This is a genomic window from Pseudomonas sp. TH43 (assembly GCF_016650635.1).
Classification (GTDB): Bacteria; Pseudomonadota; Gammaproteobacteria; order Pseudomonadales; family Pseudomonadaceae; genus Aquipseudomonas.
In genome coordinates this window covers 2,155,966-2,177,224 of the sequence record NZ_JAEKFI010000004.1, presented here as the reverse complement: position 1 = coordinate 2,177,224, position 21,259 = coordinate 2,155,966, and the positions used below count along the sequence as shown (strand labels likewise).

The 21,259-nt window shown below is 62.0% G+C and carries 22 protein-coding genes; 20 read left to right on the top strand and 2 right to left on the bottom strand.

Annotated features, from left to right (window positions below; translation table 11 throughout):
• Positions 1-6: 6 nt before the first annotated feature.
• The 19 genes from JFT81_RS26260 to JFT81_RS26170 all read left to right on the top strand — a co-directional run bounded on the left by JFT81_RS26260 (position 7) and on the right by JFT81_RS26170 (position 17,568).
• Positions 7-261 carry an acyl carrier protein gene (locus tag JFT81_RS26260; protein WP_201230122.1) on the top strand — a complete coding sequence of 85 codons (255 nt, stop codon included), beginning with the start codon at positions 7-9 and terminating at the stop codon, positions 259-261.
• The gene (locus JFT81_RS26255; protein WP_201230120.1) at positions 258-803 is read left to right on the top strand and encodes a hypothetical protein; all 546 of its coding nucleotides are present in this window, start codon (positions 258-260) and stop codon (positions 801-803) included. The genes JFT81_RS26260 and JFT81_RS26255 overlap by 4 nt, the downstream gene beginning before the upstream one ends.
• Positions 800-2,479: an acyl-CoA synthetase family protein gene (locus JFT81_RS26250; protein ID WP_201230118.1), complete on the top strand. Its 1,680-nt coding sequence runs from the start codon at positions 800-802 to the stop codon at positions 2,477-2,479. Before JFT81_RS26255 ends, JFT81_RS26250 begins: the two co-directional genes overlap by 4 nt.
• A complete protein-coding gene (locus JFT81_RS26245) occupies positions 2,472-3,206 on the top strand; it encodes a glycosyltransferase family 2 protein (protein WP_201230116.1) in 735 nt (244 codons plus the stop codon). The genes JFT81_RS26250 and JFT81_RS26245 overlap by 8 nt, the downstream gene beginning before the upstream one ends.
• The gene (locus JFT81_RS26240) at positions 3,203-4,150 is read left to right on the top strand and encodes a glycosyl transferase (RefSeq protein ID WP_201230114.1); all 948 of its coding nucleotides are present in this window, start codon (positions 3,203-3,205) and stop codon (positions 4,148-4,150) included. The genes JFT81_RS26245 and JFT81_RS26240 overlap by 4 nt, the downstream gene beginning before the upstream one ends.
• A complete protein-coding gene (locus JFT81_RS26235) occupies positions 4,131-5,675 on the top strand; it encodes an aromatic amino acid ammonia-lyase (protein WP_201230112.1) in 1,545 nt (514 codons plus the stop codon). Before JFT81_RS26240 ends, JFT81_RS26235 begins: the two co-directional genes overlap by 20 nt.
• On the top strand, positions 5,668-6,093 hold the full coding sequence (locus tag JFT81_RS26230; protein WP_201230110.1) for an acyl-CoA thioesterase: 426 nt from the start codon (positions 5,668-5,670) through the stop codon (positions 6,091-6,093). Before JFT81_RS26235 ends, JFT81_RS26230 begins: the two co-directional genes overlap by 8 nt.
• Positions 6,090-6,692 (top strand): outer membrane lipoprotein carrier protein LolA, encoded by a 603-nt coding sequence (locus JFT81_RS26225; RefSeq protein WP_201230108.1) that lies wholly within the window; start codon positions 6,090-6,092, stop codon positions 6,690-6,692. The genes JFT81_RS26230 and JFT81_RS26225 overlap by 4 nt, the downstream gene beginning before the upstream one ends.
• The gene (locus JFT81_RS26220; protein ID WP_201230106.1) at positions 6,676-9,015 is read left to right on the top strand and encodes an MMPL family transporter; all 2,340 of its coding nucleotides are present in this window, start codon (positions 6,676-6,678) and stop codon (positions 9,013-9,015) included. Before JFT81_RS26225 ends, JFT81_RS26220 begins: the two co-directional genes overlap by 17 nt.
• Positions 9,012-10,175 carry a sodium:proton antiporter gene (locus tag JFT81_RS26215; RefSeq protein ID WP_201230102.1) on the top strand — a complete coding sequence of 388 codons (1,164 nt, stop codon included), beginning with the start codon at positions 9,012-9,014 and terminating at the stop codon, positions 10,173-10,175. Before JFT81_RS26220 ends, JFT81_RS26215 begins: the two co-directional genes overlap by 4 nt.
• Complete coding sequence (locus JFT81_RS26210) at positions 10,162-11,409, top strand: tryptophan 7-halogenase (RefSeq protein WP_201230101.1); 1,248 nt, start codon at positions 10,162-10,164, stop codon at positions 11,407-11,409. Before JFT81_RS26215 ends, JFT81_RS26210 begins: the two co-directional genes overlap by 14 nt.
• Positions 11,406-12,131 carry a class I SAM-dependent methyltransferase gene (locus JFT81_RS26205; protein WP_201230100.1) on the top strand — a complete coding sequence of 242 codons (726 nt, stop codon included), beginning with the start codon at positions 11,406-11,408 and terminating at the stop codon, positions 12,129-12,131. The genes JFT81_RS26210 and JFT81_RS26205 overlap by 4 nt, the downstream gene beginning before the upstream one ends.
• Positions 12,131-12,727, top strand: coding sequence for a hypothetical protein (locus JFT81_RS26200; protein ID WP_207199924.1), 597 nt, complete (start codon positions 12,131-12,133; stop codon positions 12,725-12,727). The genes JFT81_RS26205 and JFT81_RS26200 overlap by 1 nt, the downstream gene beginning before the upstream one ends.
• Positions 12,724-13,920, top strand: coding sequence for a beta-ketoacyl-[acyl-carrier-protein] synthase family protein (locus JFT81_RS26195; RefSeq protein ID WP_201230098.1), 1,197 nt, complete (start codon positions 12,724-12,726; stop codon positions 13,918-13,920). Before JFT81_RS26200 ends, JFT81_RS26195 begins: the two co-directional genes overlap by 4 nt.
• A complete protein-coding gene (locus JFT81_RS26190; RefSeq protein WP_201230096.1) occupies positions 13,917-14,381 on the top strand; it encodes a hotdog family protein in 465 nt (154 codons plus the stop codon). The genes JFT81_RS26195 and JFT81_RS26190 overlap by 4 nt, the downstream gene beginning before the upstream one ends.
• Complete coding sequence (gene fabG, locus JFT81_RS26185; RefSeq protein ID WP_201230094.1) at positions 14,374-15,102, top strand: 3-oxoacyl-ACP reductase FabG; 729 nt, start codon at positions 14,374-14,376, stop codon at positions 15,100-15,102. Before JFT81_RS26190 ends, fabG begins: the two co-directional genes overlap by 8 nt.
• Entirely contained in the window at positions 15,102-16,337 is a 1,236-nt protein-coding gene (locus JFT81_RS26180; RefSeq protein ID WP_201230092.1) for a beta-ketoacyl-ACP synthase, read from the top strand. Before fabG ends, JFT81_RS26180 begins: the two co-directional genes overlap by 1 nt.
• A gap of 20 nt (positions 16,338-16,357) precedes the next feature.
• Positions 16,358-16,801 (top strand): excinuclease, encoded by a 444-nt coding sequence (locus JFT81_RS26175; protein ID WP_201230090.1) that lies wholly within the window; start codon positions 16,358-16,360, stop codon positions 16,799-16,801.
• Positions 16,802-17,130: 329 nt separating this feature from the next.
• The gene (locus tag JFT81_RS26170; protein WP_201199961.1) at positions 17,131-17,568 is read left to right on the top strand and encodes an excinuclease; all 438 of its coding nucleotides are present in this window, start codon (positions 17,131-17,133) and stop codon (positions 17,566-17,568) included.
• Between the two features lie 103 nt (positions 17,569-17,671).
• Here JFT81_RS26170 and JFT81_RS26165 read toward each other — a convergent pair whose 3' ends face one another.
• A complete protein-coding gene (locus JFT81_RS26165; protein WP_201230088.1) occupies positions 17,672-18,574 on the bottom strand; it encodes a LysR family transcriptional regulator in 903 nt (300 codons plus the stop codon).
• 118 nt (positions 18,575-18,692) lie between these two features.
• Between JFT81_RS26165 and JFT81_RS26160 the strand changes: the two genes are divergently transcribed.
• A complete protein-coding gene (locus tag JFT81_RS26160) occupies positions 18,693-19,967 on the top strand; it encodes an MFS transporter (protein WP_201230086.1) in 1,275 nt (424 codons plus the stop codon).
• Positions 19,968-20,143: 176 nt separating this feature from the next.
• On the opposite strand, the gene hemE is transcribed toward JFT81_RS26160, so the two are convergent.
• On the bottom strand, positions 20,144-21,211 hold the full coding sequence (gene hemE, locus JFT81_RS26155; protein WP_007909440.1) for a uroporphyrinogen decarboxylase: 1,068 nt from the start codon (positions 21,209-21,211) through the stop codon (positions 20,144-20,146).
• Positions 21,212-21,259 lie beyond the last annotated feature (48 nt).

Sequence of the window (21,259 nt, the reverse complement as noted above, 5' to 3'; positions counted from 1 at the left end):
CGGACCATGCAAACTCGTGAAGACATTTTCAACACCCTGCGCGATGCCCTGGTCGAGCTGTTCGAACTCGATCCGGCGCGTGTGAGCCTGGAGTCCAATCTGTATCAGGATCTGGAAATCGACAGCATCGATGCGGTCGACCTGATCGATCACATCAAGCGTCAGACCGGCAAGAAAATCGCTGCCGAAGAATTCAAATCGGTGCGCACTGTCGGTGACGTGGTCGAGGCGGTCTATCGTCTGGCTCAACCGGCCGCATGAGCCGATTGATCGGCCTCGGCCTGCTGCTGGCCGGTCTGCTTTACCCCTTTGCGGTGTATTTCGGCATGGAGCACTTCGCTCCGTGGCAATTCGGCCTGCTGCTGGGCAGCTTGTGGCTGGCGCGGGCGCTGACCGGCGAACGCAAACCCGGCAGCCTGTGGATGGCCTGCGTGGCGATCGTCTTCTGTCTGTTACTGGCGGTATTCGACAGTCCACTGTTGCTGCGCTGGTATCCGGTGCTGATCAGCGGCTTCATGCTGGTGCTGTTCGGCCTGAGCCTGAAATACGGCCCGCCAATGGTCGAGCGACTCGCGCGGTTGCGCGAGCCGGAACTGCCGGACATTGCGATTCGCTACACCCGAAAGGTCACGGTGGCCTGGAGCGTGTTTTTCTTCTGCAACGGTTTGTGCGCCGCCCTGCTGACCCTGTGGGCGCCGCTGAATTGGTGGATGTTGTACACCGGCCTGATCTCCTATGGATTGATCGGCCTGATGTTTGCCATTGAATGGCTGATACGACAACGGGTAAGAGGCCGTACATGAACTGGATAAAACTTGAGCAGCTGTTGCTCAAGGCGCTGCCGGCGCGGGCGATCAGCCACGCACCGGCCCTCGATCACGCGCAATTGCGCGAGCAGGCGTTGAGCGTTGCCGCCGGCCTGCAAGCGCAGGGCGTGCAGCGTTTGGCGCTGCATCTGGAAGATGCCGCTGAACTGGCCATTGCTCTGCTCGGGGCCTGGCGAGCAGGCGTCAGCGTGTTGCTGCCTTCCGATTTGCAGCCACAGACCCGCGCTCGCTGGTCGGGTGACGTCGACCTGTGGCTGACCGATCACAGCGATGATCGTCACTTGCATGACTTTCTTCAGCCGGCATTACCCGGCGCCGAACTGGATCTCGATCAGTGCCAACTGAGTCTGTGCACTTCCGGCTCCAGTGGCGAACCGAAACGCATCGACAAGACCCTGCGCCAACTGGCCAACGAGGTCGAAGCGCTGGAGCAACTGTGGGGCGCCGATCTTGGCGAAGCGTGCATCATCGGCAGTGTCGCCACCCAGCACATCTACGGTCTGCTGTTTCGGGTGCTATGGCCGCTGTGCGCCGGGCGCCCGTTCGTGCGCAAGCAATTGGCATTTCCTGAAGACCTGCAGCGCGCCAGCCGCGAACATCCGGCCTTCGCCTGGATCGCCAGCCCGGCGTTGCTCAAGCGCATGGGCGACAATCTCGACTGGCCCGCCCTGAGCGCCGTGCGCCGGGTGTTTTCCTCCGGCGGCGCGTTGCCGCTTGAAGCCGCGCAGAGCCTGCATCAGCGCTTGCAGCAGTGGCCGACAGAAATCCTTGGCAGTTCGGAAACCGGCGGTATCGCCTGGCGTCAGGGTGAAAGTCTGTGGCAACCGTTCGCTGACGTCGAGTTGAGTCAGGATAACGATGGCGCGTTGCTCATCGCCTCGCCCTACCTGCCCAACGGCCATGTCGAACACACCGCCGATGCTGCGCGCATCGCCGCCGATGGTCGCTTCGAGCTGCTCGGGCGGCTGGACCGGATCGTCAAACTTGAAGAGAAGCGCATTTCCCTGCCAATGCTTGAACAAGCCCTGGTCGCTCACGATTGGGTGGCTGAAGCGCGCATGGGCGTGGTGCAGGAAAACCGTGCCTCCCTCGGCGCCGTACTGGTGCTCAGCGTTTCGGGCCTGTTTGCGCTGCGTGAGCACGGGCGTCGCAGCCTGACCGAAAGCCTGCGCAGGCATCTCAGCCAACATTGCGAAGCCCTCGCGCTGCCACGGCGCTGGCGTCTGCTGCGGCAATTGCCGCTGAACAGCCAAGGCAAATTGCCTCAGGCTGACGTCGAGGCGCTGCTCATCGCTGATCGTCCGAAAACCCCCGAAGTGTTGGCGCAACTCGAAACCGACGGTGAATGGAGCCTGCAACTGAGCGTGCCGCCGGACCTGGCCTATTTCAGCGGTCACTTTCCCAAAGCCCCGGTGTTGCCCGGCGTGGTGCAGGTCGAATGGGCGCTGAACCTCGGTCGGCAACTGCTGAACCTCAGTGGCCCGTTCGCTGGTATGGAAGTGCTGAAGTTTCAGCAACTGGTGCGCCCCGGCGATGAAATCCAGCTGCACCTGCGTTTCGATCCCGAGCGCAGCAAACTGTATTTCGCCTACCGCAACGACACCGCGACCTGCTCCAGCGGCCGAATTCTTCTGGGGACTGGCGATGCATAACCCTTGTGCAGTGATCCCGGTCTATAACCATGAAACGGCCATCGGCACGGTGGTCGACGCTCTGCTCGCGCAAGAATTGCCGTGCATTCTGGTGGACGACGCCAGCACGCCATCCTGCGCGAAAGTGCTTGATGCTCTGGCCGAGCGTGACAATGTCTATCTGGTGCGCCTCACGGTGAATCAAGGCAAGGGCGGAGCGGTGATGACCGGTTTGCGCGAGGCTTCGCGACTGGGTTTCAGTCATGCCTTGCAGGTCGATGCCGACGGCCAACACGATTTGCACGATGTCGCCCGTTTTGTCGCAGAGTCCCGTGCGCACCCTGAAGCGATGATCTGCGGTTATCCGCTGTTCGACGAAAGCGTGCCGAAGGGCCGTTTGTACGCGCGCTATCTGACCCACGTGATGGTGTGGATCAACACGCTGTCGCTGCAGATCCGCGACTCGATGTGCGGTTTTCGCGTTTACCCGCTGGCCCCGACGCTGGCCGTGATCGACTCGGCGAAAGTCGGCAAACGCATGGATTTCGACTCGGACATTCTCGTGCGTCTGGCGTGGCGCAATCAGTCGATGCGCTGGCTGCAAACCAGCGTGCATTACCCGCTGGACGGTGTGTCGCACTTTCGGCTGTTCCACGACAACGCGCTGATTTCGAGCATGCACACGCGACTGTTCTTCGGCATGCTCCTGCGCCTGCCGGTGATCCTCTGGCGACGGTGGCGAGCATGACGACCGAGACCGACAAGAAGCACTGGGCCGATCGCGAAGAGCGAGGCAGTTTCCTGCTGATGAAATTCACCGCGTTCGCCGCCAAAGTCCTTGGCCGGCGTCTGCTCAGCCCGTTGCTGTACGGCATCGTCCTGTACTTTTTCCTGTTCGGCCGCACGGCGCGCCGTAGCGCTTGGCAGTATCAGCAACGGCTGGCCGTCTGCAGTCAACGCGAAGATTTGCGCCCGACTCATTGGCGGGTATTTGGCCAGTTCATGGCTTTCGCCGATTCGATGCTCGACAAGCTCGACGTATGGAATGGCAAGCTGCGTATCGAACAGATCGAAATCATCGACCCGGCGCTGCTGCGTAATCAGTTGCGCGGCAGTCGCGGGCAACTGCTGGTCGGTGCACACCTGGGCAACCTTGAAGTCTGCCGGGCACTGGCGGAGATCGGCGAAAAAGTCACCATGAACGTGCTGGTACACACCAAGCACGCCGAGCAGTTCAACCGTTTACTGGGCGAGGCCGGCGCGACCAACCTGCGCCTGATTCAGGTCAGCGAACTCGACCCGGTGATCATGCTGCAACTGCACGAACGCCTCGAGCGCGGCGAGTGGCTGGCGATCGCCGGCGACCGCGTGCCGCTGCACGGCGGACGCAGCGTGACCGTCGATTTTCTCGGCCACCCCGCACCGTTCCCACAAGGGCCGTGGCTGCTGGCCGGCCTGCTGAAATGCCCGGTCAATCTGCTGATGTGCCTGAAACAACCGGACGGCCACTATCGCCTGACCCTCGAACCCTTCGCCGACGCCGTGGTGTGGAAGCGCAGCGAGCGCGAGCAGGTCATTCATCAGTGGGCCACCCGCTATGCGCAGCGTCTGAGTCACTATTGCCTCGAAGCGCCGCAACAATGGTTCAACTTTTACCCTTTCTGGAAGACCGATGACCACGCCAACCCATGAGCCGGTAACCTTCGGCGAACGCCCTTTGCGCATCGAAGACGTGCTGGCCCTGGCCAACCGTCAGGCACCCGTGCAATTACAGAGCGACGCCGACTATCGCGAGCGCATCGCCAAGGGCGCGCGGTTTCTTGATTCGTTGCTGGACAAGGAAGGCGTGATCTACGGCGTGACCACCGGTTACGGCGATTCCTGCGTGGTCGCGGTGCCGCTGCATCACGTCGAAGCGTTGCCGCGTCACCTCTACACCTTTCATGGTTGCGGGCTGGGCAAACTGCTCGACGCGCAAGCCACCCGTGCGGTGCTGGCGGCACGTTTGCAGTCGCTGTGCCACGGCGTGTCCGGGGTGCGCGTGGAGCTGCTGGAGCGCCTGCACGCGTTCCTTGAATACGACATTCTGCCGCTGATTCCTGAAGAAGGTTCGGTCGGTGCCAGCGGCGATCTGACGCCGCTGTCCTACGTCGCCGCGACCCTCTCGGGCGAGCGCGAAGTAATGTTCCGTGGCGAGCGCCGTCAGGCTGCCGACGTACACCGCGAACTCGGCTGGACGCCGCTGGTATTGCGCCCGAAAGAAGCGCTGGCGTTGATGAACGGCACGGCGGTGATGACCGGTCTCGCCTGCCTCGCCTACGCCCGCGCCGATTATCTGCTGCAACTGGCCACGCGCATCACCGCGCTCAATGTGGTCGCGCTGCAAGGCAATCCCGAACACTTCGATGAGCGTCTGTTCGCCGCCAAACCGCACCCGGGGCAAATGCAGGTCGCAGCATGGTTGCGCAAGGATCTGGCCATCGACGCGCCAACCGCACCGCTGCACCGTTTGCAGGATCGCTACTCGCTGCGTTGCGCGCCGCACGTGCTCGGCGTCTTGGCCGACAGCCTGAACTGGCTGCGTTCGTTCATCGAAACCGAACTCAACAGCGCCAACGACAACCCGATCATCGACGCCGAAGCCGAGCGCGTGCTGCACGGCGGGCACTTCTATGGCGGCCACATCGCGTTCGCCATGGACAGCCTGAAGAATCTGGTGGCCAACGTCGCTGACCTGCTCGACCGGCAACTCGCGCTGCTGGTCGACGAGCGCTACAACCATGGTCTGCCGAGCAACCTCTCCGGCGCGCCAGCGGATCGCGCGATGCTCAACCACGGCTTCAAGGCTGTGCAGATCGGCACCAGCGCGTGGACCGCCGAAGCGCTGAAAAACACCATGCCGGCCAGCGTGTTCTCGCGCTCCACCGAGTGCCACAACCAGGACAAAGTGAGCATGGGCACCATCGCCGCCCGCGATGCGATCCGTGTGCTGGAGCTGACCGAACAGGTCGCCGCCGCCACTCTGCTCGCCGCCAATCAAGGCGTGTGGCTGCGTGCCCAGGCCGAAGACGCCCGAGCGCTGCCGCCATCGCTCGCGGCGATGCACGCAGAACTGGCCAAGGACTTCCCGCCGGTCATCGAAGACCGCGCGCTGGAAGGCGAATTGCGCCTGTGCCTGCAACGCATCGCCGCGCAACACTGGAGGCTGCATGCGTAGCGCCGGAGTGCTTCACGCCGACACGGAAATCCTCGTGCCGTTTTTCGACGTCGACACCATGCACGTGGTCTGGCACGGCCACTACGTCAAATATCTGGAAGTAGCGCGCTGCGCGTTGCTCGACAAGATCGGCCACAACTACACGCACATGGTCGAGTCCGGTTTCGCCTGGCCGATCATCGACCTGCAACTGCGTTACGTGCGCGGCGCGGTGTTTGGTCAGCGGCTCAATGTGCGGGCCAATCTGGTCGAGTGGGAAAACCGCCTGAAGATCAACTACCTGATCACTGACCTGCAAACCGGCGAACGCCTGACTCGTGCCAGCTCGGTGCAGGTCGCGGTCGACGTGAGCAGTCGCGAGATGCAACTGGCCTCTCCGAAAGTCTTCACCGATGCCGTGGAAAGGATGCTGCGATGAATGTTTTTGTTAAAAGTTTGAGCGTATTGGTGCTGCTGACGATGTCAGCGCTGGCCAATGCTTTCGACCTGCAACAACTCAGCGAGCAACTGGCGAAACCGGACGTGATTCACGGCCAGTTCATCCAGGAAAAGCACCTGCGTGCCCTGCCGCACCCACTGATCAGCAAGGGCAGCTTCGTCCTCGCGAAGAATCATGGCCTGCTCTGGCTGCTGAAAACCCCGTTGCAGCAGGACTACCGCATCAGCGCCAAAGGCATCGCCCGACGCGACGATAACGGCTGGCAACTGCTGCCGAACAAGAGCGCCGGGGCCGAACAAAACCGTTTGTTCCTCGCCGTGCTGCAAGGTGACAGCAGTGGCCTGCAACGTGACTTCGAACTGGCCCTGAGCGGCGACGCGCAGCAGTGGAAACTGACCCTGAGCCCGCGTTCATTGCTGCTCAAGCAAGTGTTCAAGCAGATCAATATCGACGGCGGTGCGCTGGTGCAAACCATCGAACTGCTCGAAACCCAGGGCGACAGCACCGTGCTGCGCATGCAGGACAGCAACGCCAATCAACCGTTGAGCGACGCGGAGCAACATGACTTTGCCGAGTGAACGCAGGCTGCCTTGGCTATTCCTGATACTGCTACTGGCAGTCGTTGCGCTGGCCGGTTGGCAATGGCGCAACGGTGCGCCGCTGTCGGCGAACCTCATGGAGCTGGTGCCGGGCACCCACCCGGACGCCCTCGAACTGCGCGCCGAACAGCGCATGCAGGAGCCGCTCAACCGCGAAATGCTGGTGCTGGTCGGCCACGCCGATCGCCAGCAAGCGGTGGCCATGGCGCAAACCCTGGGCGAGCAATGGCAAGCCAGCGGATTGTTCGAGAAAGTGCAGTGGAACCTGCAAGCGGACCTCCCGGCCCTGCGCACGCAACTGCTGCAAGGACGACTGGCGATGCTCTCGGCGGATGATCGGCAACTGCTGATCGAACATCCCGACGTCTTTATTCAGCAACGCGTGCAAGCGCTGTTCGATCCGTTCAGTGGTTTCAGTCTGGTGCCGAGCCAGGACGACTGGCTGGGCCTGACCGGACGCATCCAGAACAGCCAGCCGCAGCACGGTTCGGTGCAACTGGACATCGGCAGCGGCGCGTTGGTCGCCGATGCCGACGGCAAGAGTTGGGTGCTGCTGCGCGCACGCACCACTGGCAATGCCTTCGACATGAACCTGCCACTGAAAGTCGCGGATTTGCTCCAGCACAGTCGTGAGCAGGCAGCGACATCAGATGTGCAGTTGCTGGCCGCCAGTGGCTTGCTGTACGCCGCCAACGGTCAGCAGCAAGCCACTCGCGAGATGACCTGGGTCGGCGGCGGTGCCACGCTTGGCATCCTGCTGTTGCTGCTGCTGGCGTTTCGTCGCTGGCGGGTATTGCTGGCATTCGTGCCGGTGCTGGTTGGCATGCTGTTCGGGGCGGTGGCGTGTGTCGCGCTGTTCGGCCATATGCATGTGATGACGCTGGTGCTCGGCTCCAGCCTGATCGGCGTGGCGGTGGACTACCCGCTGCATTACCTGTCGAAGAGCTGGAGCCTGAAACCGTGGCGCAGTTGGCCGGCCTTGCGCCTGACGCTGTCGGGGCTGACGCTGAGCCTGATCACCAGCACCATTGGTTATCTGGCGCTGGCCTGGACGCCATTCCCGGCGCTGACGCAAATCGCAGTGTTTTCCGCCGCCGGCCTGCTCGGCGCGTATTTGTCGGCGGTGTGTCTGCTGCCGGCACTGCTGAAAAACGTCGAGTTACGCCCGGCGCAATGGCCGCTGACGCTGGCCGAGCGCTTGGTCAATCTGCGCGAAAAACTTCTCGAACGCGTGCGCACGCCGGTGCTGTTGGCGTTACTGATCGCCTTCTGCGCTGGCGGCCTGATGCAGTTGCAAAGCAAAAACGACATCCGCCAGTGGGTCGGTGCCCCCCAACACCTGACCGATGAAGCGCAAGCCATCGCGCGAATCACCGGGTATCAACCGACCAGCCAGTTCTTCCTTGTGCGTGCCGCCAATCAGCAGCAGTTGCTGGAGCGCCAGGCCGCGCTGAGCGAGCGCCTGCAACAACTGGTCAACCTCGACAAACTGCAAGGCTATCTGGCGCTCGATCAACTGGTCAGTCCGCCGAGCCAACAGGAACAGGTTCGCGCAGCACTGAACAAACTGCCGCAGTACTGGCAGCCGCTGCTTGACCTCGGAGTACCACCCGCCGCGCTGCAAAACGAACTGCAACAGTTGCAGAGCGTTCCCGCCGAAGACATCGACGCCGCACTGGCCGGCCCGCTCGGCGAGCCTTATCGCACGCTGTGGCTCGGCGCGACCGAAGGCGGCGTCGCGGCGATGACCAGCCTGCAAGGCCTGAATAACCCGGCGCTGTTGCGCGTGCAGGCACTCGACTTGCCCGGGGTGATGCTGGTCGATCGTCTCGGCGAACTGAATGAAGTGTTTGCCGCGACACAAATCAGCGCGGCCGAACTGAAACTCGCGTCCTGCGTGTTGATCGTGCTGGTGCTGATCCTGCCGTTCGGTTTCGGTGGTGCGCTGCGCATCGTCGCATTACCGTTGCTCGCCGCACTGTGCAGTCTCGCCAGCCTTGGCTGGCTCGGTCAGCCGCTGACCTTGTTCAGCCTGTTCGGCCTGCTGCTGGTCACGGCGATCAGCGTCGATTACGCGATTCTCATGCGCGAGCAAGTCGGCGGTGCGGCAGTGAGCCTGCTCGGCACGCTGTTGGCGGCGCTGACCACGTGGCTGTCGTTCGGGCTGCTGGCGGTTTCCAGCACACCGGCGGTGAGCAATTTCGGCTTGTCGGTCAGCCTCGGTCTGGCGTTCAGCTTCATGCTCGCGCCGTGGGCCGGGCGCCATGAACAGCGCGTCAGTGCCGCGGAGCCGACAACATGATGGTCGTCGGATTCTGGCTGCTGGCCCTGGCGTTATTCGCCGTGGCCACCCGTATCGGCCGTCACTTGGGTCTGATTCCGATTGTCAGCCAGTTACTGTTGGCGAGCTTCGGCTTGTCACTGCTGATGTATTTCTGGATCGAACCGGGCTGGCAACTCAGCGGCGCACAATTGATCGCCCCCGAGTGGCTGAAGAACCTTTACAGCCTGAGTTTTGCCCTGCTGCTCGGGCACATCCTCAGTGACGTGATCGACCTGCGCCTGGATCGCCAGAGCGTGAAAATCGCGCTGCCCAGTTTTGCCGTGCCGTTTGTCTGCGGCGTCGCCGTCGCAGGCTGGCTGCTGCCGGCGCAACCGTGGCTAAACTCGCTGGCCATCGGCCTGGTGTTTGCCATTACCGCGATCCCGGTGCTGTACCTGTATCTGCGCCATATCGACTACCCACCCGCCGCCACTCGGCGTCTGGTGCAAACCGCGATTCTGATCGACCTGAGCTGCTGGACGCTGTTCGGCCTCGCGCAGGGCAGTCTGCACCTGAGCAGTCTGTTGCTGCCGTTGCTGCTGGCCTGTGTGCCTTTGCTGTTGTGGGTGTGCGCTGTGCGGCGGCCGCTGACTTACAGCCTGGGCTTTTTCGCGCTGCTGGTAATGGCCGAGCACTTCAAACTCAACGCGCTGATTTTCGGCGTCGGCTATCTGCTGTGCATGGCAGCGCTGAAAATGCCGCTGGTGCTGCCGTTACCGGCGCGCTGGATGAGCCGTTTACAGACGTGGATAGCGATCCCGCTGATCCTCACCTTCGGCATTGTGCAGATTGACGTACACAGCGCCCTCGCCAGCCTCGGCGCGGTGCAATGGGCGGCGCTGCTGCTGTTGCCGATTGCCAGTAAACTGCTCGGCAACTGGCTCGGTCTCGGCTGGGCCGGCGCCTCGTTCGAAGGCGCCAGTCGCTGGCGCGAAAGCGTGCTGCTGAACATTCGTGGCCTGAGCGAAATCGTCTTTCTCAATCTGCTGCTGCAACAACAGCTCATCACCCCGGCGCTGTACTTCGCGCTGATGCTGATGGGCCTGATCGCCACGCTGTTGCCGGCCATGATCGGCCTGCACAGCGCCCCCCTGAATTTGAAAAACCCTTTGCCCCGGAGCTCGCGTGCCAATCGTTGAAATGGAATCCCGTCAGGTCGTGATCATCGGCGCAGGCCCGTCCGGCGCTATCGCCGCGGCACTGCTCAAGCGCAAGGGCCACGATGTACTGGTGATCGAGCGCCAGCATTTTCCCCGTTTTTCCATCGGTGAAAGCCTGCTCAGCCATTGCCTGGACTTCGTCGAAGAGGCCGGCATGCTCGACGCCGTCAACGCGGCCGGATTCCAGCGCAAGACCGGCGCTGCGTTCGCGTGGGGCGAGCGCTACAGCGCGTTCGATTTTGGCGACACCTTTTCTGACGGCAAACCGACCACGTTCCAGGTGCAGCGCGCCGATTTCGACAAACTGCTGGCGGATCAAGCCGCGCTGCAAGGCGTCGAGATTCGTTACGGCGATGCCATCGTCAGCGTCGATTTTCAGCGGCCAAAACCGCAATTGAATGTGCGTCGTGAAGACGGCAGCGAATACCGTGTCGAGGCAGACTTCGTGCTCGATGCCAGCGGTTACGGTCGCGTGTTGTCGCGCTTGCTCGATCTGGAAGCGCCGTCGGGCTTTCCGGTGCGCCAGGCGGTGTTTACCCACGTCGAAGATCACATCGACAACCCGGCGTTCGACCGCGAAAAAATCCTCGTCACCACCCATCCACAGCACCGCGATATCTGGTTCTGGACGATCCCGTTCAGCAATGGTCGTTGCTCGGTGGGCGTGGTCGCGGCTGCAGAACACTTCAAGGGCCGCGACAGCGACCTCGATGCCTGCCTGCGCGGTTTCATCGCCGAAACCCCAAGCCTTGCCGGCGTGCTCAACAACGCTGTGTGGGACACGCCGGCGCGCACCCTCGGTGGCTACGCGGCCAATGTCAAAACCCTGCACGGTCCGGGCTTCGCGCTGCTGGGCAATGCGGCGGAGTTTCTCGACCCGGTGTTCTCCTCCGGCGTAACCATCGCCATGCGTTCGGCGAGCATGGCGGCAGCGGTGCTGCATCGTCAGCTGCAAGGCGAAACCGTCGATTGGCAAAGCGAATTTGCCGAGCCGCTGAAACGCGGTGTCGACACCTTCCGCTGCTACGTCGAGGGCTGGTACGCCGGCACCTTTCAGGACGTGATTTTCTATGAGGACAGCCAAGCGGAAATCCGCCGGATGATCTGCTCGATCCTCGCCGGTTACGCCTGGGATGAGCGTAATCCGTTCGTCAGCGAAGCGCGCCGCCGCTTGAAGATGATCTCCGAACTCTGTGCAAAGGACGCCACATGAACTACTTGAGCGACAACTATGTCGAGGAAACCCGCTTCGGTTTCTGGTTCCTGCGCAGTCACACCTGGCAGCACCACGTGTTGCGCGTAGCGATCAACGATTTGCGCGGGCTGTTCAGTGAGGCGCTGCCGGAACACCCGGTGCTGCTCGATGCCGGGTGCGGGCAAGGCAAGTCGTTCGCTCACCTGCGCCAGACCTTTGCGCCACAGCGCCTGATCGGCGTCGATGCCGACCCGCACAGCCTTGAGTTGAGCGCCGCAGAAGCGGCGCGTCAGGGTTTGCCCGTCGAGCTGATCGGCAGCGATTGCGCGACGCTGAACGTCGCCGATGCGAGCGTCGATCTGCTGTTCTGTCACCAGACCTTCCATCATCTGGTCGAGCAGGAAAAGGCCCTCGCCGAGTTCTATCGCGTGCTCAAGCCGGGCGGATACCTGCTGTTCGCCGAATCCACCGAGGCTTACATTGATACGTGGGTGATTCGTTGGCTGTTCCGTCATCCGATGCATGTGCAGAAGAGTGCGGCGCAGTATCTGCAGATGATTCGTGAACAGGGTTTCGAGTTTGCCGAGCGCAACGTTTCGTACCCCTATCTGTGGTGGAGCCGCTCGAAGGATTTTGGCTTGCTGGAGCGCTTTGGGCTGAGCAAGCCAAAGCCGTTTGGTCAGCGTGAAGAGACGCTGGTCAACGTCGTCGCGCGCAAACCGCTTCAAGGTGATCGTTAATGCGACACATGACTTTTGGGAGCGAGCCTGCTCGCGAAAGCGGTGGGCCAGCCAGCCTCTTTGTTGAATGGGCCCGCGCCTTCGCGAGCAGGCTCGCTCCCACAGTGTCCGCTGTGTGGCGGCTATTGGTGCTGAGCATTTTACTTCTGTTAAGTGCCTGCGCCAGCCACGCGCCATTGCCGGCGGGCAACCCGACGCTGCCCCTGCCACTGCAACTGCACATCGAGCGCCAGCAAGCCGAGCAACGCCAGGACTGGCTTTTGGTGATCCAACGCGAAGGTACGGGCATCCGTTGGTCGATGATGGACCCGCTGGGCATCCCCCAGGCGCGTCAGCAATTGATCGACGGTCATTGGCAAGCCGATGGCCTGCTGCCGCCGAACCCGGAGGCCCGCGAGCTGTTCGCGGCCCTGCTGTTCGCCCTGACCCCGTCCGGCGAGCTGCTGCGCAACTATCCCGATGCGCAGCAACACGGTGAGCAACGAACTCTGCCGCCGCGTTGGGCCATCCGTTATGCACAACCGTTGCACTTCGAATTGAACCTGCCCCAAGGCCCGCACTATCGCGTTTCTCCGTTGGGTGAATCGACGCCATGACCGCTTACCTGAACGCTCTCGGCGTGATCTGTTCGTTGGGCCGTGACAAATCGACCGTTGCGCGCAACCTGTTTGCCGGTGACTGCTCGGGCATGCGTCGCGAGTCCGGCTGGGTGCCGGAGCGTGAACTGCCAGTCGCGGCGGTTCACGGTGATCTGGCGGCGATTCCGGCAGAACTGGCCGATCAGAGCAGCCGCAACAATCAGCTGTTGCTCGAAGCCGCGTTGCAGATTCGCGATGCCATCGACCAAGCAATCCAGACCTACGGCCGCGAGCGCATCGGTGTGGTATTGGGCACCAGCACGTCGGGGATCGACGAGGCCAGCCGTGGTCTGGCGCATTACATTCGCCAGCAGCAATTCCCCGCCGAATACGACTATCGGCAGCAGGAACTCGGTGCGCCGGCAACCTTTCTCGCCGAATGGCTGCAAGTGAGCGGCCCGGCCTATGTGATTTCCACGGCGTGCACCTCCAGCGCCCGCGCCCTGATGAGTGCCCAGCGTCTGCTCGATCTGGGCCTGTGCGACGCGGTGCTGTGCGGCGGCGTCGACAGTTTGTGCAAGCTGACCCTCAATGGCTTTTCGGCGCTGGAAGCGGTGTCGGACGAGCGCTGCAATCCGTTCTCGGCCAACCGCAACGGCATCAATATCGGTGAAGCCGCGGTGCTGTTCGTGATGAGCAAACAACAGGGTGACGGTCCGGCCATCGCCCTGCTCGGCGCGGGCGCCAGTTCCGATGCGCATCACATTTCCGCCCCGGAACCAAGCGGTCGCGGCGCCCTGCAAGCCATGCAAAAAGCCTTGAGCCGCGCGCAGCTGCAAGCTGAGCAAATCGACTACTTGAACCTGCACGGCACCGCGACTCAGCACAACGACGCCATGGAAAGCCTGGCTGTCGCGTCACTGTTCCCCGCCGGCGTGGCCTGCTCGTCGACCAAACCGATGACCGGCCACACCCTCGGTGCGGCCGGTGCGCTGGAGGCGGCGTTCTGCTGGCTGAGCCTGAGTGCCGATAACCCCGACCACGCATTACCGCCGCACATCTGGGACGGCCAGGCCGATGCCGCGCTGCCGCCGCTGCAGTGGGTGACCGCAAGCGCACGCCTGACGTCCATTGCACCCCGCTACCTGATGAGCAACTCGTTTGCCTTCGGCGGCAACAACGTCAGCCTGATTATCGGAGACGCCCCATGACCGACTGGCCGCTCGCCGAACTGCTGCCTCACGCCGGCGACATGATCCTGATCGACAAGATTGTCAGTTTCGACGACGAACAAATTTTCACCCGGCTTACCGTCAAGCCCGACGGCCTCTTCAGCCTGCCCGACGGCAGCCTGCCCGCCTGGGTCGGTATCGAACTGATGGCGCAAAGCGTGGCTGCATTCGCTGGCTGCCATGCGCGGAAAAAAGGCAATCCGGTGGAGCTGGGTTTCCTGCTCGGCACGCGCAAATTCGAGTGCAACGTCGAAGCGTTTCCGGCGGGCAGCGAATTGACTGTTCACGGTATCCGTTCACTGGAAGACGACAACGGCATGGGCGTTTTCGAATGCCATATCAACGCCCCCGGCATCGAAGCGACTGCCCGGTTGAATGTGTTCCGGCCGCCTCAGGCGGCTGATTATCTTGTGCAAAAAAGGGAGTCGAACGATGACTGAATCCGTACTGGTCACCGGCTCCAGCCGTGGCATCGGCCGCGCCATAGCCTTGCGCCTGGCGCAGGCCGGGCACGATATCGTCCTGCATTGCCGCAGCGGCATGACTGAAGCACAAGCGGTGCAGGCTGAAATCGAAGCACTGGGGCGCAACGCGCGCATCCTGCAATTCGATGTCGCCGACCGCGAAACCTGTAAAAGCATTCTCGAAGCCGACGTCGAAACCCACGGCGCCTATTACGGCGTGGTACTCAACGCCGGGCTGACCCGCGACGGCGCATTCCCCGCGTTGAGCGAGGACGATTGGGACGTGGTGCTGCGCACCAACCTCGATGGTTTCTACAACGTCCTGCATCCGGTGATGATGCCGATGATTCGTCGCCGCGCCGCGGGGCGGATTGTCTGCATCACGTCCGTCTCGGGGCTGATCGGCAACCGTGGCCAGGTCAATTACAGCGCCTCGAAAGCCGGCGTGATCGGCGCGGCGAAAGCGTTGGCGATTGAGCTGGGCAAGCGCAAAATCACCGTGAACTGCGTCGCACCGGGTCTGATTGACACAGCGATGCTCGACGAAAACGTGCCGGTGGAAGAACTGATGAAAATGATCCCCGCACAACGCATGGGCACCCCTGAAGAGGTCGCTGGTGCGGTGAATTTCCTGATGTCGGCGGAAGCCTCGTACATCACCCGCCAGGTTCTGGCGGTCAACGGAGGCTTGTGCTGATGAAGCGCGTCGTCGTCACCGGCATGGCCGGTATCACTTCGCTGGGCAGCGACTGGGAGACCATCGCCGGCAACTTTGCGGCCAACCGCAGCGGCATCCGCCGGATGGATGAGTGGGATCGCTTCAGCGAACTCAACACGCGTCTGGCCGGACCGATCGATGATTTTGTCGTGCCGTCGCACTGGACGCGCAAGCAGCTGCGCAGCATGGGCCGGGTCTCGCGGCTGGCGGTCGGTGCGGCGGAAAAAGCCCTCGCCGACGCCGGCCTGTTGGGCGACCCGTCGATCAAGGACGGGCGCATGGGCGTGGCCTGTGGTTCGTCCACCGGCAGCACCGACGAGATCAAAGCGTTCGGCAACATGCTGCTCAACTCGGTGGCCGAGGGCCTCAACGCCAACTCGTACGTGCGGATGATGCCGCACACCACTGCCGCCAATATCAGCATCTTCTTCGGCCTCACCGGGCGTCTGATCCCGACGTCCAGCGCCTGCACCAGTGGCAGTCAGGGCATCGGTTACGCCTACGAGGCGATCAAGTTCGGTCGCCTGCCGTTGATGCTCGCCGGTGGCGCCGAAGAACTGTGCCCGACCGAAGCCATGGTCTTCGACGCGCTGTACGCCACCAGCCTGAAAAATGATGCCCCACAGACCAGCCCGCGCCCCTACGACAAAGGCCGCGACGGCCTGGTGATCGGTGAAGGCGGCGGCATGCTGGTGCTCGAGGAGCTGGAGCACGCCCTCGCCCGCGGCGCGCACATCCACGCTGAGCTTGTCGGTTTCGGCAGCAACGCCGACGGGCAGCACACCACCCGCCCCGAGCAAGTCACCATGCGCCGCGCAATGGAACTGGCGCTGGAAGACGCCGGGCTGACGCCGGACGCCATCGGCTACGTCAACGGCCACGGCACCGCTACAGAACAGGGCGACATTGCCGAAACACTGGCGACCAGCAGTTTGTTCGGCGAACACATGCCGATCAGCTCGCAGAAAAGCTTTCTCGGTCACACCCTTGGGGCCTGCGGGGCGCTGGAGTCGTGGTTCAGCATTGAAATGCTCAACCGCGATCAGTACGTGCATACGTTCAACCTTGATGAGGTCGATCCGCACTGCGGCAAACTCGATTACCTGCGCGGCGAGTTCCGCCAGATGCACCACGATTACGTGATGAACAACAATTTTGCTTTTGGTGGCGTCAACACTTCGTTGATTTTCCGCCGTTGGCCGCAACCGAATTAATCCGGGTCAAGGAGACCTCCATGCACTTCAAGAAACTCGCTGTCGCTACCTTGCTGCTCTGCGCCCTGCCGGCTGTCAGCCAGGCCCGTGACACGGCGGTTTACCTGCCGTTCGACAAAGCCGTCGCCGAAGCCACGCGCTCCGGCAAAATCGATGGCAGCGTGAAGTTCTACCTGGCCGGCAACACCCCGGCGGGCAAAGTCAGTGTCGTCAGCCCTGGTGCCGTGACCAACAAGAAGACCAACGCCTTCAACAAGTCCGACGCAGAGGCCTGCGAATGGGTCGCGCAATCGGCCATCATCAGCCTGCACCAGGCCGCGAAAAGCGCCGGCGCCAACGCGGTGACCAACATCGTCAGCTTCTACAAGAGCAACGAGCGCAAGGACTCGCAAACCTACGAATGCCACGCCGGCGCGATCATGGCCGGTGTTGCGCTTAAGGGTGATCTGGCGAAGGTTCAGTAACCGCCGGAAACGACAAAGGGCGCCATTCGGCGCCCTTTCACAAACAGGTTGGCTGGTCATGGCCGACACCCTGTCTGCGTCAAACACTGATTGAATTGTGCTGAACCTGTGGCGAGGGAGCTTGCTCACGCTCGGCTGCGCGGCGGAATCTGGCGAGGCGGATTAGCTGACGAACCGCGAACACTGGATCTGGGGCAGCTTCGCGACCCAACGGGGATAAATCCCCTCGCCACAAAGGTGTAGCGTCTGGACGGCGTCTACACTCGCTGATGCAGGCCTCAGCACATCGCCTGTATACGCGCTTCTCTTTCACCGTCAAGGAGATGACCATGCAAGTGAAAGCCCTGATCGCCGCCACGCTTTTCGCGCTGATGCCCAGCGCCAGCCATGCCACCAACCTGATGTACATGCCGTTCGAAACCGTCGTCTCGGACGCGCTGCGGGCCGGGCGGCTGGATGGCAGTGTGAAGTTTTATCTGGCCGGCAACGGGCCGCAGGGCACTCAGCAGTTGCTGCGCCGGGAGGTGATCAGCGACCTGAAAACCAATGGTTTCAACAAGAGCGATCATGATTCCTGCGAGTGGGTATTGCAGTCGAATCTGATCAGGTTGCAGGCCGACGCCAAGCGTGTCGGGGCGAATGCGGTGGTCAATATCGTCAGTTACTACGACCAGCATGTGCGCAAGGATTTGAATACATACGAGTGTCGGGCGGGGATTTTTGTTACGCGGGTGGCGTTGAAGGGGGATTTGGTGCGGTTGCCCTGAAAGCTGCAGTGTTTGAGCGGACGCCTTCGCGAGCAGTCTCGCTCCCACAGGGGAACGCATTCCAGGGTGGGAGCGAGCCCGCTTGCGAATGACTGCGCAGCAGTCAGTTTTTCAATGGGTCGACTTTGCGCGTGAGCAATTCGACAAACGCCTTGGCCATCGGTGATTTCTGATCCTTGCGTTGCACCAGCCACACCGCTGTCACCGCTTCTGGATCAAGCAGCGGACGGTAAACCACGCCATCGATGCGCATCCGCTGATACGACGCCGGCATCACCGACACGCCCAAACCCGCCGCGACCAGGCCGATGATGGTCATCGCCTCTCCGGCCTCCTGGGCAAAATGCGGACTGAATCCGGCGTCGCGGGCCAGGCTGAGCAACTGCGCATAGAGGCCGCTGCCGTAACTGCGGGGGAAGAACACGAACGGCTCGTGGGCCAGTGCCGCCAGAAACAACCCTTCCTCCGAGCCCTGCGCCAGCGGGTGTTTGGAACTGAGCACCGCCACCAGCGGCTCACGCATCAACTCCACCACGCTTAACGAATCCGGTAGCCCCAGCGGGCGCATGATGCCGACTTCGATCGACTGATCAACCAACGCGTCCGCCACCATGGTGCTGCTCATTTCGCGCAAATTCAGATGCACCGCCGGGAAGCGTTGCCGAAACGAAAAGATCGCCTGAGGAATGGTCGAGTTGAACGGCGCCGATGAAGTGAAGCCGATCTTCAATTCCCCCAACTCACCGAGTTGCGCACGCCGGGCGACATCTGCCGCTTTATCGACCTGCGCCAGCACCAGCCGCGCCTCCTCCAGAAACAATCTGCCTGCCTCGCTCAGCTCGACCCGACGATTGGTACGTTCAAACAACCGCGCGCCGACCTCTTGCTCCAGCGCCTGAATCTGCTGGCTCAACGGCGGCTGAGAAATCCCCAGCACCTGTGCGGCCCGGCCGAAATGCAGTTCTTCGGCAACGGCGATGAAGTAGCGCAGATGACGCAATTCCATGAAAACCCCATTAGGTCGTTAAAGCTATCAAACAGGTCGAACAATATATTGGATAGAAACATTAGCCAGCTATATGATTTTTTCATTGCCTGCCTGGCCGTGTCCTCCGAGGTCTGAAGTGAAAACAGCTGTCGCCCCCCTGGCCCATGAAGTCCCGCCTGCTGCGGTGGACGATGTCGTCGCCGAGCTGCAAGAGATCTACATCGAAAAAGGCACGCCGATGTTCATGCGCACGGTGCTGGCGTTGTTCAGCGGCGGTTTTGCGACCTTTGCCCTGCTGTACTGCGTGCAGCCGATGATGCCGCTGCTGTCCCATGAGTATTCGATCAACGCCGCGCAGAGCAGCCTGATCCTCTCGGTGGCCACCGGCATGCTCGCCATTGGCCTGCTGATCACCGGGCCGATTTCCGATCGGGTCGGGCGTAAACCGGTGATGGTCACCGCACTGTTCGCAGCGGCGCTGTGCACCATGGCCAGTGCCATGATGCCGAGCTGGGAAGGCGTACTGATCATGCGCGCGTTGATCGGTCTGTCGTTGAGCGGCCTGGCGGCGGTGGCCATGACCTACCTGAGCGAAGAGATTCACCCGCAGCACATTGGCCTGGCGATGGGTTTGTACATCGGCGGCAACGCCATTGGCGGGATGAGCGGGCGCTTGATCACCGGCGTGCTGATCGACTTCGTCAGCTGGCACACGGCGATGCTGGTGATCGGCGGCCTGGCGATGATTGCGGCGGCGGTGTTCTGGAAAATTCTTCCGGAGTCACGCAACTTCCGCTCGCGTTCGCTGCACCCGCGCAGCCTGCTTGATGGCTTCACCATGCACTTTCGCGATGCCGGCCTACCGCTGCTGTTCCTTGAAGCGTTCGTGCTGATGGGCGCGTTCGTCACCCTGTTCAACTACATCGGTTATCGCTTGCTGGCTGCGCCGTATCAGCTCGATCAGGTGTTCGTCGGTTTGCTGTCAGTGGTGTATCTGTCGGGCATTTACAGCTCAGCGAAGATCGGTTCGCTGGCCGACAAGCTGGGCCGACGCAAGGTGTTGTGGGCAACGATTGCGCTGATGTTCGTCGGCCTCGCCCTGACCATGTTCACACCTCTACCGCTGGTGATCATCGGCATGCTGATCTTCACCTTTGGCTTCTTCGGCGCGCATTCGGTGGCGAGCAGCTGGATCGGCCGCCGCGCGACCAAGGCCAAGGGGCAGGCGTCGTCGTTGTATCTGTTCAGTTATTACGCGGGGTCGAGCATTGCCGGCACGGCGGGTGGGGTGTTCTGGCATCTCGGCGGCTGGAATGGCATCGGCCTGTTTATTGGTTCGCTGTTGCTGATTGCGCTGCTGGTGGCGTTGAAACTGGCGAAGCTGCCGCCATTGCAGGGTGTTAAGGCCTGATACAAAACCCATGTGGGAGCGAGCCTGCTCGCGATAGCGTTTTATCAGTTAATGCAAATGTTGCTGATCCACCGCTTTCGCGAGCAGGCTCGCTCCCACATTTGATCTATGTCTGACTTTGGATCGCGGAAACAAAAACGCCCGGCATATGCCGGGCGTTTTTTATTGAAACGCGATCACTCGTGATACTGCGCCGACAGTTCATGCACCGCGCGCAGGAACGCACCGGCATGCTCAGGATCAACCTCAGGGGTGATGCCGTGGCCGAGGTTGAACACGTGGCCGCTGCCCTTGCCGTAGCTGGCCAGAATGCGTCCGACTTCGGTGCGGATCGCTTCCGGTTTTGCGTAGAGCACGGTCGGGTCCATGTTGCCTTGCAGGGCAACCTTGTCGCCAACGCGGGCGCGGGCGTTGCCGATGTCGCAGGTCCAGTCCAGGCCCAGCGCGTCGGCGCCAGCCTCGGCGATGCTTTCCAGCCACAGACCGCCGTTTTTGGTGAAGAGGATCACCGGCACCTTGCGACCGTCGTTTTCGCGGATCAGGCCGCTGACGATTTTCTTCATGTAGGCCAGCGAGAACTCCTGATATGCCGCCGCCGACAGGTTGCCGCCCCAGGTGTCGAAAATCTGCACCGCTTGCGCACCGGCCATGATCTGGCCGTTGAGGTACGAGGTCACCGACTGCGCCAGTTTATCCAGCAGCAGGTGCATGGCTTGCGGGTTGTCGTAGAGCATCGCTTTGGTCTTGCGGAAGTCTTTCGACGAACCGCCTTCGACCATGTAAGTGGCCAGCGTCCACGGGCTGCCGGAGAAGCCGATCAGCGGCACACGGCCATTCAGCTCGCGGCGGATGGTGCTGACGGCGTCCATCACGTAGCCAAGGTCTTTGTGCGGATCAGGAATCGGCAAGGCTTCGATATCAGCGAGGGTGCTGACGACTTTTTTGAAGCGCGGGCCTTCACCGGTCTCGAAGTACAGGCCTTGGCCCATCGCGTCGGGGATGGTGAGGATGTCGGAAAACAGGATCGCCGCGTCCAGTTGTGGATAGCGGTCGAGCGGTTGCATGGTGACTTCGCAGGCGAATTCCGGATTCATGCACAGGCTCATGAAATCACCGGCGTGGGCACGGCTGGCGCGGTATTCCGGCAAGTAGCGGCCGGCCTGGCGCATCATCCACACGGGGGTGACGTCTACGGGTTGCTTGAGCAGGGCGCGGAGGAAACGGTCGTTCTTCAGGGCAGTCATGTCGGCATCCGGAAAAAAAGTGCGGGCATTTTCTCAGAGCGCGACGCA